The 12012-nt window shown below is 65.5% G+C and carries 10 protein-coding genes and 1 other RNA gene; 7 read left to right on the top strand and 4 right to left on the bottom strand.

The genetic code is table 11. The annotated features are described in order from the left end of the window. Nucleotides 1–27: 27 nt before the first annotated feature. The 4 genes from ssrA to ompA all read right to left on the bottom strand — a co-directional run bounded on the left by ssrA (nucleotide 28) and on the right by ompA (nucleotide 2661). Nucleotides 28–397, bottom strand: a transfer-messenger RNA (tmRNA) gene (gene ssrA / locus HWX07_RS10990). A 17-nt stretch (nucleotides 398–414) separates the two neighbouring features. Continuing rightward, on the bottom strand, nucleotides 415–1128 hold the full coding sequence (gene gph, locus HWX07_RS10985) for a phosphoglycolate phosphatase (protein WP_175876321.1): 714 nt from the start codon (nucleotides 1126–1128) through the stop codon (nucleotides 415–417). A gap of 13 nt (nucleotides 1129–1141) precedes the next feature. Continuing rightward, complete coding sequence (gene ubiG / locus HWX07_RS10980) at nucleotides 1142–1840, bottom strand: bifunctional 2-polyprenyl-6-hydroxyphenol methylase/3-demethylubiquinol 3-O-methyltransferase UbiG (protein ID WP_023475819.1); 699 nt, start codon at nucleotides 1838–1840, stop codon at nucleotides 1142–1144. A 152-nt stretch (nucleotides 1841–1992) separates the two neighbouring features. Further along, a complete protein-coding gene (gene ompA / locus HWX07_RS10975; protein ID WP_006476579.1) occupies nucleotides 1993–2661 on the bottom strand; it encodes an outer membrane protein OmpA in 669 nt (222 codons plus the stop codon). A 527-nt stretch (nucleotides 2662–3188) separates the two neighbouring features. On the opposite strand from ompA, the gene gyrA reads away from it, so the two are divergent. From gyrA to cmk, 7 genes are all read left to right on the top strand, one after another. Beyond that, nucleotides 3189–5792: a DNA gyrase subunit A gene (gene gyrA, locus HWX07_RS10970; protein WP_175876320.1), complete on the top strand. Its 2604-nt coding sequence runs from the start codon at nucleotides 3189–3191 to the stop codon at nucleotides 5790–5792. 83 nt (nucleotides 5793–5875) lie between these two features. Continuing rightward, nucleotides 5876–6475, top strand: coding sequence for a DUF2059 domain-containing protein (locus HWX07_RS10965; protein ID WP_006486966.1), 600 nt, complete (start codon nucleotides 5876–5878; stop codon nucleotides 6473–6475). Between the two features lie 155 nt (nucleotides 6476–6630). Next, nucleotides 6631–7713 carry a 3-phosphoserine/phosphohydroxythreonine transaminase gene (serC, locus tag HWX07_RS10960; protein WP_006496544.1) on the top strand — a complete coding sequence of 361 codons (1083 nt, stop codon included), beginning with the start codon at nucleotides 6631–6633 and terminating at the stop codon, nucleotides 7711–7713. Between the two features lie 33 nt (nucleotides 7714–7746). Beyond that, nucleotides 7747–8829 carry a prephenate dehydratase gene (gene pheA, locus HWX07_RS10955; protein WP_175876319.1) on the top strand — a complete coding sequence of 361 codons (1083 nt, stop codon included), beginning with the start codon at nucleotides 7747–7749 and terminating at the stop codon, nucleotides 8827–8829. Nucleotides 8830–9015: 186 nt separating this feature from the next. Beyond that, nucleotides 9016–9942 carry a prephenate dehydrogenase/arogenate dehydrogenase family protein gene (locus HWX07_RS10950; RefSeq protein ID WP_175876318.1) on the top strand — a complete coding sequence of 309 codons (927 nt, stop codon included), beginning with the start codon at nucleotides 9016–9018 and terminating at the stop codon, nucleotides 9940–9942. A 13-nt stretch (nucleotides 9943–9955) separates the two neighbouring features. Next, nucleotides 9956–11260 carry a 3-phosphoshikimate 1-carboxyvinyltransferase gene (gene aroA / locus HWX07_RS10945; protein ID WP_175876317.1) on the top strand — a complete coding sequence of 435 codons (1305 nt, stop codon included), beginning with the start codon at nucleotides 9956–9958 and terminating at the stop codon, nucleotides 11258–11260. Between the two features lie 13 nt (nucleotides 11261–11273). After that, complete coding sequence (cmk, locus tag HWX07_RS10940; RefSeq protein ID WP_006476573.1) at nucleotides 11274–11960, top strand: (d)CMP kinase; 687 nt, start codon at nucleotides 11274–11276, stop codon at nucleotides 11958–11960. Nucleotides 11961–12012 lie beyond the last annotated feature (52 nt).

Genomic DNA, 12012 nt, shown 5'->3' with positions numbered 1-12012 from the left:
AAACGTGGTGAACGTTTGGCGGGTATTTGGTGGAGGCGGCGGGAATCGAACCCGCGTCCAGAAGCGCTCCACGACTAGTTCTACATGTTTAGTCCAGTCTTTTGATTTAACCGCAGCGACGCGGACGAACACGCTGCACTACGGCGATTCGCTAGATTTTCGACCCTGGCGTCGCGACGCCGACAGGGCTTAACTGACGTAAATGACCTCTGGCGGTATTGCTACCGGTCTTGCGACACTAGCCCGTCAGTGAACTAGGCAGAGGACGGCGGCCCTTAGGCTGCCAGTGCGAACGTATCGTCGTTTGCAGTTACGATTTTCCCATTGATTAACGAGGTGACGGGTCCTCGACATGCCCTAGCCGCTTCACAACCCCTGTCGAAACCAGGTCGCCCCCGCGGATAAGATCGATCATTATAGCCCAACATCGCGCAGCAGGTGCCGCAGTTCCTGCGTCGTGCCGACGAGATGCTGGGCTTGCCAGTCGGCCGGCGCGATACCGTCGCCGCAGTAGCCGTATGCGGCCGCGACCGTAGCCATGCCGGCGGCGCTGCCGGCTTGGATGTCGCGCAGGTCGTCACCCACGTAGACGATACGCTCGGGCGCGAGTGTCAGTTGCCCGGCGGCATGGAGCAGCGGGGCCGGATGCGGCTTCGGGTGCGGGGTTGTGTCGCCCCCGACGACGCAGGCGGCGCGCGGCGCGAGGCCGAGCAACTCGACGAGCGGTGCGGTGAGCCGCATCGCCTTGTTCGTGACGATGCCCCAGCGCACGCCGCGCGCCTCGAGTTCGTCGAGCACGTCGCCGATGCCGGGGAACAGCGTCGTATGCACGCACAGATCGGCCGCGTAGTTGGCCAGGAACTCGTCGCGCATCGCTTCGTAACCGGCCGTGTGAGGATCGATGCCGAACGCGCCGCCGAGCAGGCCGCGTGCGCCGGCCGAAGCCAGCGGCCGCAACACGTCGAGCGACGTTTCGGGCAGGCCGCGCTCGCGCTGCATCTTGTTGACGGCTGCCGCGAGATCGGGCGCCGTGTCGGCGAGCGTGCCATCCAGATCGAACAGGACCGCATCGCAGTGCAACAGGCGCGGTTCGTCTGCGATCCGCGCGGTCGAAAGGGGAGTCGTCATGCCGGGTGGAGGGTCACGCGCCGCGACGGCACGCGACCAGGTAGTTGATGTCGGTGTCGTTCGACAGCGCGAAGCGCTTGCCGATCGGGTGGTACGTGATGCCCTTGATCTCGACGATGTGCAGATCCGTCGCGCGCACGAAGCCGGCCAGTTCCGACGGGCGGATGAAGCGCGCGTAATCGTGCGTGCCCTTCGGCAGCATTTGCGCGATGTATTCCGCGCCGATCACGGCGAACAGGTAGGACTTCAGGTTGCGGTTCAGCGTCGAGAAGAACACCCAGCCGCCCGGTTTCACGAGCGTCGCGCACGCGGCCACGATGTCGCCGGGAGACGGTACGTGCTCGAGCATTTCCATGCATGTGACGACGTCGTAGGTGCCCGGCTCGCGCGCGGCGATCGCTTCGGCGGCGATTGCCTCGTACTCGACCGAAATGCCGCTTTCGAGGCTGTGCAGATCGGCCACGCCGAGCGCTTCGGTCGACAGGTCGATGCCTTTCACCTGGGCGCCGAGCCCGGCCATCGATTCGGACAGGATGCCGCCGCCGCAGCCGATGTCGAGTGCGCGCTTGCCGGCCAGGTGCGCATGCGCGTCGATCCAGCCGAGCCGGACCGGGTTCAGGTCGTGCAGCGGTTTGAATTCGGCATTCGGATCCCACCATCGGTGAGCGAGGTCGCTGAATTTCTGGAGTTCGTGCGGATCGGCGTTGGTCATGTCGGCAAACGGGCTACGAGAGGAGGGCGGTGCTTCGGTGCGTCAGCCCCGAGTATATAAGCGGGCGGACGACGAGGCCAGCGAGCGCCTGGACGGGCGTCAATGAAAAAGCCCCGCCGGAGCGGGGCTTTGAAGCAGTCGAAAACCGCGGCTTAGTTTGCCGGAACGGTCGTCTTCTGCACTTGCTGCGTACCAACCACTTCGACTTCCACGCGGCGGTCCGGTGCGAGGCAGGCGATGAGTTGCTTGCGGTTCTTCTGGTTGCAGCCAGTCGTAACCGGGTTGCGCTTGCCCTTGCCTTCCGTGTAGATCTTGTTGGCCGGCACACCCTTGCTGACCAGGTACGACTTCACGGCTTGCGCACGGCGCAGCGACAGACGGTCGTTGTACTTGTCCGAACCGATGCGGTCCGTGTAGCCCGTTGCGACGACCACTTCCGTGTTCATGCCTTCGATCTTCGAAGCCAGTTCGTCCAGCTTTTGCTTGCCCAGCGGCTTGAGCGTTGCCTTGTCGAAGTCGAACAGTGCGTCAGCTTGATACGTGATCTTCTGGCTCGTGATGGCCGGAGCGACCGGAGCGACCGGCGGCTGCGGTGCCTGGGCGACCAGTGCGCCATCGCACTTCGCGTTGGCGGTGGCCGGCGTCCAGAACGCATCGCGCCAGCAGAGCTCGTTCGTGCCGTTCATCCACACCCATTCGCCCGTGCCGTTCACCCAGTTGTCGTTGACGGCTTGACGCGACGCCGGCACCGACTGTGCCGAAGCGGATGCAGCCATAACTGCGGTAGCTGCAATGAACGCGAGCTTTGAAAGTTTATTCATATTTCTCCTCTCGAAATTGAGATTACCGCAGGTTTACTGCGAGCCTGTTGACGGTGACAAGTCATACATTGCTCGAAGTATAACATTGGTGCGGCACAAAAAACGCGGCACCGCTCTGTGTAGACTTCGAGCAGCGTCTAACTTTCAGTGCGTTGGCATTTTGCCATATCGTTCCCTTCCTACGAAAAAAAATCCTCCCCACCCCAAGATCGCTTCAACTTTGTGGTGCATGCGCAACACCGTCCTGCCGTAACTTTTAGAGATTGTCAAGAGCGGGGCGGCGAAATTGCGCGCATGCGTGCAGTTGTTTACTCGTGCGCGTGAAACACGGGAGAGGCGATTGCCTGCGACGTCGAGTCGCACGCGATTTCGGCCGATTCGCTGCGGCCGCGATTTTTGCTGTTTACATATAGAGGGGGAGGCGGATTGGCGGCTGATGGGCGCATGTTAGAATCTCGCGTTGCGTTGCGCATGCAGCGCCCACGCGAAAGGCGTTCGCCGTCTTCGCTCCGAAACGATACGGATACATGGATCAATTCGCCAAAGAGACCCTGCCCACCTCCCTAGAGGAGGAAATGCGCCGTTCGTATCTCGATTACGCGATGAGCGTGATCGTCGGACGTGCCCTCCCGGATGTCCGCGATGGCCTGAAGCCCGTGCACCGGCGTGTGTTGTTCGCGATGCACGAACTGAACAACGACTGGAACCGCGCGTACAAGAAGTCGGCGCGTATCGTCGGTGACGTGATCGGTAAATATCACCCTCACGGCGATACCGCGGTCTACGACACGATCGTGCGGATGGCGCAGGACTTCTCGCTGCGCTACATGCTGATCGACGGGCAGGGCAACTTCGGCTCGATCGACGGCGACAATGCCGCTGCAATGCGTTACACCGAAATTCGCATGGCGAAGATCGGTCACGAGCTGCTTGCCGACATCGACAAGGAAACGGTCGATTTCGAGCCGAACTACGACGGCAACGAAATGCAGCCGTCGGTCCTGCCGTCGCGCATTCCGAACCTGCTGATCAATGGCTCGTCGGGCATCGCGGTCGGCATGGCGACCAACATCCCGCCGCACAACCTGAACGAAGTCGTCGACGCGTGCCAGCAACTGCTCGGCAACCCGGAAGCGACGATCGACGAGCTGATCGAGATCATCCCGGCGCCGGACTTCCCGACGGCCGGCATCATCTACGGCGTTGCCGGCGTGCGCGACGGCTACCGCACTGGGCGCGGCCGCGTCGTGATGCGGGCGGCCACGCACTTCGAGGAGATCGACCGCGGCCAGCGGATGGCGATCATCGTCGACGAACTGCCGTACCAGGTGAACAAGCGCTCGCTGCTCGAGCGGATCGCCGAGCTCGTCAACGAGAAGAAGCTCGAAGGCATCTCCGACATCCGCGACGAGTCCGACAAGAGCGGCATGCGCGTCGTGATCGAACTCAAGCGCGGCGAAGTGCCGGAAGTGGTGCTGAACAACCTGTACAAGGCGACGCAGCTGCAGGACACGTTCGGCATGAACATGGTCGCGCTCGTCGACGGCCAGCCGAAGCTGCTGAACCTGAAGGAAATCCTGCAGTGCTTCCTGTCGCACCGACGCGAAGTGCTGACGCGCCGCACGATCTACGAACTGCGCAAGGCCCGCGAACGCGGCCACGTGCTCGAAGGTCTCGCGGTCGCGCTCGCGAACATCGACGAGTTCATCGCGATCATCAAGGCCGCGCCGACGCCGCCGATCGCGAAGCAGGAACTGATGGCGAAGCCGTGGGATTCGTCGCTCGTGCGCGAGATGCTGACGCGTGCCGAGAGCGAAAACGCGGCGGCCGGCGGTCGTTCCGCGTACCGTCCGGAAGGCCTGAACCCGGCATTCGGGATGCAGACCGACGGGCTGTACCGCCTGTCCGACACGCAGGCGCAGGAAATCCTGCAGATGCGTCTGCAGCGCCTGACCGGCCTCGAGCAGGACAAGATCATCGGCGAGTACCGCGACGTGATGGCACAGATCGCCGACCTGCTGGACATCCTCGCGCGCCCCGAGCGGATCACGACGATGATCGGCGACGAGCTGACCTCGGTGAAGGCCGAATTCGGCGATGCGCGCCGCTCGAAGATCGAGCTGAACGCGACCGAGCTGAACACCGAGGATCTGATCACGCCGCAGGACATGGTCGTCACGATGTCGCATGCGGGCTACGTGAAGTCGCAGCCGCTGTCCGAGTACCGTGCGCAGAAGCGCGGCGGTCGCGGCAAGCAGGCGACGCAGATGAAGGAAGACGACTGGATCGAGACGCTTTTCATCGCGAACACGCACGACTACATCCTGTGCTTCTCGAACCGCGGCCGCGTGTACTGGGTCAAGGTCTATGAAGTGCCGCAGGGCTCGCGCAACTCGCGCGGCCGCCCGATCGTCAACATGTTCCCGCTGCAGGAAGGCGAGAAGATCAACGTCGTGCTGCCGGTCAAGGAATTCTCGGCCGACAAGTTCATCTTCATGGCGACGTCGCTCGGCACCGTGAAGAAGACGCCGCTCGAAGCGTTCAGCCGCCCGATGAAGAAGGGCATCATCGCGGTCGGCCTCGACGAGGGCGACTACCTGATCGGTGCGTCGATCACCGACGGCGCGCATGACGTGATGCTGTTCTCGGACGCCGGCAAGGCCGTGCGTTTCGACGAGAACGACGTGCGTCCGATGGGGCGCGAGGCGCGCGGCGTGCGCGGCATGCAGCTCGAGGACGGGCAGCAGGTCATCGCGATGCTGGTCGCGGGCAGCGAGGAGCAGACCGTGCTCACCGCGACCGAAAACGGCTACGGCAAGCGCACGCCGATCACCGAGTACACGCGCCACGGCCGCGGTACGAAGGGTATGATCGCGATCCAGACGTCCGAGCGCAACGGCAAGGTCGTGGCTGCCACGCTCGTCGACGCCGAGGATCAGATCATGCTGATCACGACGGCCGGCGTGTTGATTCGCACCCGCGTATCCGAGGTTCGCGAGATGGGGCGCGCCACGCAAGGTGTTACACTCATCAGTCTCGATGAGGGCACCAAGCTCTCTGGCCTGCAGCAGATCGCGGAGGCCGAAGAGGGAGAGGGCGAGGCCGACGAGGCGTCGGACGGCGAAGCCTGAAGAACGGATGAGACTCTGGCCGCCGCGGGCGAAAAGCGCCGCGGCCGGCGAGCAACCATTCATATTTCCAAAAGGGAGTGATGATGCAAAAGCAATTCAAGCAACTGGTTCTGCTGGCTGCACTGGTGCCGACGTTCGCGATGGCGCAAGCGCTGTCGAATTCCGCACCGGCTGCTCCGGCGGCAGCTGCGCCGATCGACGCCGACAAGAAGGCAGCGATCAAGGATCTGCTCGACGCGATCGACGCGCCGAAGCTCGTGTCGGCAATCGGCAACAGCGCCGAAATGCAGGCCAAGCAGCTCGTGCCGGCCATCCTGTCGGACGCGCTGTCGGAAAACAAGACGCTGAACGACAAGCAGAAGCAGGCTGCCGTTCCGACGCTGCAGAAGAACGCGGTGCCGAAGCTGGTCGACGGCGCGGGCAAGGTGTTCGGTACGCAACAGTTCCAGAGCGACGCGATGTCGGCTCAGTACGACGCGTACGCGAAGTACTACAGCACGTCGGAGATCAAGGATCTGACGACGTTCTACAAGAGCCCGACGGGCCGCAAGTTCATCCAGGTTCAGGATCAGGTCGGTCGCGACGTGGTCAACGGCCTGATGCAGAAGTACATGCCGCAAGCGATCCAGGCAACGCGTACGCAGGCTGACAAGGAAGTCGCAGCAGTCAAGCCGGGCAAGTAAGCCGTCCGGGCGCGCCCCCGGCCGTTCGGCCGGGTTTGGCGGGAGCCTGACGACAGTGCGATAATGGCCGTTTGCGCGCGAGCGCAAGCGGCCATTTCTTTTCTGGCGCGTTCTGCCGGCGGCAAGCCGGTCGCGTCCCTCCCGAGGTTTTCACGATGCGCGTCTTTAATTTCTCCGCCGGCCCTGCGGCGATGCCCGAGGAAGTGCTGCGGCAGGCCGCCGACGAAATGCTCGACTGGCACGGCAGCGGCATGAGCGTGATGGAGATGAGCCATCGCGGCAAGGAGTTCATGTCGATCCACGAGGCCGCGCTGACCGACCTGCGCGACCTGCTCGGCGTGCCGGCGAGCCACCGGATCCTGTTCCTGCAGGGCGGCGGCATCGCGGAAAACGCGATCGTGCCGATGAACCTGCTCGGCGCGCGCAAGACGGCCGACTTCGTCGTGACGGGTTCGTGGTCGCAGAAATCGTTCGGCGAGGCGAAGAAGTTCTGCACGCCGCATCTGGCCGCGAGCGGCAAGACCGAGGCCGGCTTCACGCGTGCACCCGCGCGCGCCGAATGGCAGCTGTCGGACGATCCGGCCTACGTGCATCTGTGCACCAACGAGACGATCGACGGCGTCGAGACGTTCGAGATTCCCGATCTCGGCGACGTGCCGCTGGTCGCCGATGTCTCGTCGCACATTCTGTCGCGCCCAATGGACGTCGCGAAGTACGGCGTGCTGTTCGGCGGCGCGCAGAAGAACATCGGGATGGCCGGCGTGACGGTCGTGATCGTGCGCGAGGATCTGCTCGATCGCGCGCTGTCGATCTGCCCGTCCGCATTCGAATGGAAGACCATCGCCGCGAACAACTCGCTGTACAACACGCCGCCCACCTACGCGATCTACATCGCGGGCCTCGTGTTCCAGTGGCTGAAGCGGCAGGGCGGCCTCGAGGCGATCGAGGCCCGCAACATCGAAAAATCGAAGCTGCTCTACGACACGATCGACGCGAGCAGCTTCTATCTGAACAAGGTCGAGCCGGCAGCACGTTCGCGGATGAACGTACCGTTTTTCCTGGCCGACGAAACGCGCAACGAAGACTTCCTTGCCGGCGCAAAGGCGCGCGGGCTGCTGCAGCTGAAGGGCCACAAGTCCGTCGGCGGCATGCGGGCGTCGATCTACAACGCGGTGCCGCTCGAGGGCGTGAAGGCGCTCGTCGAGTACATGAAGGACTTCGAGCAGCGCGGCGCCTGACGGCGGCGCTGCTCAAACAGCACGGCAAAACGCATGGACGACGAACTGAATTCCCGCCTGAAACCGCTGCGCGACCGCATCGACGCGATCGACGCGCAGCTGATCGCGCTCCTGAACCAGCGCGCCACGGTGGCGCTCGAGGTGGGCGAGGTCAAGAAGCATTTCAACGCGCCGGTGTTCCGGCCGGAGCGCGAGCTGCAGGTGATCGCGCGGCTGCAGGACATGAGTGCCGGGCCGCTCGCGAGCGAGCACATCAGCGCCATCTGGCGCGAGATCATGGCGGCGAGCCGCGCGCTCGAGCAGACGATCCACGTCGCGTTCCTCGGGCCGGTCGGCACGTATAGCGAACAGGCAATGTTCGAGTATTTCGGCCAGTCGATCGAAGGGCTGCCCTGCCCGTCGATCGACGAGGTGTTCCGCTCGGTCGAGGCCGGTGCGTCGGCATTCGGCATCGCGCCGGTCGAGAATTCGACCGAAGGCGCCGTATCGCGCACGCTCGACCTGCTGCTGCAGACGCAACTGGTGATCAGCGGCGAGCTCGCGCTGCCGATCCATCACAACCTGCTCACGCAGAGCGGCACGCTCGACGGCGTGAAGCGCGTCTGCGCGCACGCGCAGGCGCTTGCGCAATGCCAGCAGTGGCTCGCGGCGAATGCGCCGCAGCTCGAGCGGCAGGCCGTGGCGAGCAACGCGGAGGCCGCGCGCCTCGCGGCGGCCGATCCGACCGTCGCCGCGATCGCGGGCGACCGCGCGGCCGCGCATTACGGCCTGCAGATCGCGTTCTCGCTGATCCAGGACGATCCGCACAACCGCACGCGCTTCGTGATCGTCGGCAAGCAGCCGGCTGGCCAGAGCGGTCACGACCAGACGTCGCTGATCGTGTCGGTGAAGAACGAGCCGGGCGCCGTGTTCAAGCTCCTCGAGCCGCTCGCGCGACACGGCGTGTCGATGACGCGCTTCGAATCGCGTCCGGCGCGCGTCGGCACGTGGGAGTACTACTTCTACATCGACATCGAAGGGCATCGCGACGATGCGGCGGTGGCGGCCGCGCTGGCGGAACTCGGTCAGAAGGCCGCGTTCCTGAAGGTACTCGGTTCGTATCCGCGCGCACGCTGATGCGCGGCGGCCCGTCGCCTGCTCGCGCAGGCGTGGTGGCCGGGCGGGCGGGGCAGGCCGGTCGGCGCTGCCGAAGGCGGGTTCGGGCGGTATCCGGTGCAGGTTGCGCCGGGTGCGGGCCCGTTGCCCGAAATCTGGAATTCCGCGTGCGGGGCGTCGTTTCGCGCGCGTAACTTGGCTCTTGTCGTGTCAGGCTTTGCATTCAACAAACTGGTCATCTTCGGCGTCGGCCTGATCGGCGGATCGCTGGCCCGCGCGCTGCGCGAGCGCGCGCCGGGCGGCGCGGGCGAGATCGTCGGCGTGGGCCGTTCGCGCACGTCGGTCGAGCGCGCGCTGTCGCTCGGCGTGATCGATCGCGCGGCGGCGCTCGACGACGACGCGCAGTTGCGCGACGCGCTTGCCGGCGCCGATCTCGTCTTGCTGGCCGCGCCCGTCGCGCAGACGGGCCCGTTGCTCGCGCGCCTCGCGCCGTGGCTCGACGGCGCGACGATCGTCACCGATGCGGGCAGCACCAAGTCCGATGTCGTCGCGGCCGCGCGCGACGCGCTCGGCGCGCGGATCGCGCAGTTCGTGCCGGGTCATCCGATCGCGGGGCGCGAGTCGAGCGGCGTCGAGGCGGCGTTGCCCGATCTCTACGTTGGCCGCAACGTCGTGCTGTGCCCGCTGCCGGAGAACGCGCCCGACGTGGTGGCCCGGATCGACGCGATGTGGCGCGCGACCGGCGCCGACGTGCGCACGATGAGCACCGAACAGCACGATCGCGTATTCGCGTCGATCAGCCATCTGCCGCACGTGCTGTCGTTCGCGCTCGTCGAGCAGATTCTCGGCGAGGCCGACGCCGAACTGAAATTCTCGTACGCGGCTGGCGGCTTCCGTGATTTCACGCGCATCGCGGCGTCGAACCCGGAAATGTGGCGCGACGTGTGCGTCGCGAACCGCGCGGCGCTGCTCGACGAACTCGACGGCTACACGCGCGTGCTCACGCGGCTGCGCGCGGCGATCGACGCCGGCGACGGCGCGGCGCTCGAAGCCGTATTCACGCGCTCGCGCGCCGCACGCAAGGCATGGCAGGAACGCGGCGGCACGCCCGCTGCCGAACCGGTCAAGAAATAACAGGACGATTCCCATGGACTACCTCGATCTCGGCCCGTACTCCAGCGCATCGGGCACCGTGCGCCTGCCCGGCTCGAAAAGCATTTCGAACCGCGTGCTGCTGCTCGCGGCGCTCGCCGAAGGCGAAACGACGATCACCAACCTGCTCGACTCCGACGACACGCGCGTGATGCTCGACGCACTCGGCAAGCTCGGCGTGAAGCTCGCGCGCGACGGCGACACGTGTGTCGTCACCGGCACGCGCGGCGCGTTCACCGCGAAGACGGCCGACCTGTTCCTCGGCAACGCGGGCACGGCCGTTCGGCCGCTGACGGCTGCGCTCGCGGTGAACGGCGGCGACTACCGCGTGCACGGCGTGCCGCGCATGCACGAGCGGCCGATCGGCGATCTCGTCGACGGCCTGCGCCAGATTGGCGCGCAGATCGACTACGAGCTGAACGAAGGCTACCCGCCGCTGCGGATCAAGCCTGCGACGATTTCAGTCGATGCACCGATCCGCGTGCGCGGCGACGTGTCGAGCCAGTTCCTCACCGCGCTCCTGATGACGCTGCCGCTCGTGAAGGCGAAGGATGGCCAGACCGTCGTCGAAGTCGACGGCGAACTGATCTCGAAGCCGTACATCGACATCACGATCCGGCTGATGGCGCGCTTCGGCGTGACCGTCGAGCGCGACGGCTGGCAGCGCTTCGTCGTTCCGGCCGGCGTTCGCTACCGCTCGCCGGGGCGAATCATGGTCGAGGGCGACGCGTCGTCCGCGTCGTATTTCCTCGCGGCCGGCGCGCTCGGCGGCGGCCCGCTGCGGGTCGAGGGCGTGGGGCGGGCGAGTATCCAGGGTGACGTCGGTTTCGCGAATGCGCTGATGCAGATGGGCGCGAACGTGACGATGGGCGACGACTGGATCGACGTGCGCGGCATCGGCCACGATCACGGCAAGCTCGAGCCGATCGACATGGACTTCAACCTGATTCCCGACGCGGCGATGACCATCGCGGTCGCGGCGCTGTTCGCGAACGGCACGAGCACGCTGCGCAACATCGCGAGCTGGCGCGTGAAGGAGACGGACCGCATCGCCGCGATGGCGACCGAGTTGCGCAAGGTCGGCGCGATCGTCGAGGAAGGCCCCGACTATCTCGTCGTCACGCCGCCGGAGAAGCTCACACCGAACGCGGCGATCGATACGTACGACGATCACCGGATGGCGATGTGCTTCTCGCTCGTCAGCCTGGGCGGCGTGCCCGTGCGGATCAACGATCCGAAGTGCGTCGGCAAGACGTTCCCCGACTATTTCGACCGCTTCGCCGCGCTCGCCAAGGCCTGACCCGACCGTTCCGATGAAATCGACCCGCCCCTTTCACCCGACTCCCGTCATCACGATCGACGGCCCGACCGCTTCCGGCAAGGGCACCGTCGCGGCGCTCGTCGCCGCGCACCTCGGCTTTCACCTGCTCGACAGCGGTGCGCTGTACCGGCTCGCGGCGCTCGCGAGCGTGCGCTACGGCATTGCCGCGGAAGACATCGACGCGCTGGTGAAGCTGATCGACGATCTGCACATCACGTTCCGTGAAGGTTGCGCCCAGCTCGACGGCGTCGACGTGTCGAACGACATTCGTGCCGAAGCGGTCGGCAACCGCGCGTCGGCGATTGCCGTGCACGGCCCCGTGCGCACCGCGCTTGTCGCGCGCCAGCGGGCGTTCCGGAAGACGCCGGGCCTCGTGGCGGACGGCCGCGACATGGGCACGGTGATCTTCCCGGACGCCGTCCTGAAGGTGTTCCTGACGGCCAGCGCCGAGGCACGCGCGACCAGACGGCATAAGCAATTGATGCAAAAAGGTTTTTCTGCTAATATAGATGACTTGCTCCGGGATCTTCGTGAACGTGACGCGCGCGACAGCAATCGCGCAGCCGCGCCGCTGAAGCCTGCGGCAGATGCCAAGCTGCTCGATACGTCGGCGCTTTCGGTCGATGAAGCCGTCGACCAGGTGCTGCAGTGGTACCGGGCGCTCGGCCAGCCCGCCTGAGAAGGCGGGCAGCGGTAGGTGCTCCGCGTCGCAAGCGCGGAGCGTGTTTCGA

It is taken from the genome of Burkholderia sp. BCC0097 (assembly GCF_902832985.1).
Classification (GTDB): Bacteria; Pseudomonadota; Gammaproteobacteria; order Burkholderiales; family Burkholderiaceae; genus Burkholderia; species Burkholderia orbicola.
Note: the sequence above shows the minus strand (reverse complement) of the source record. Positions and strands in the feature narration are given on the sequence as shown.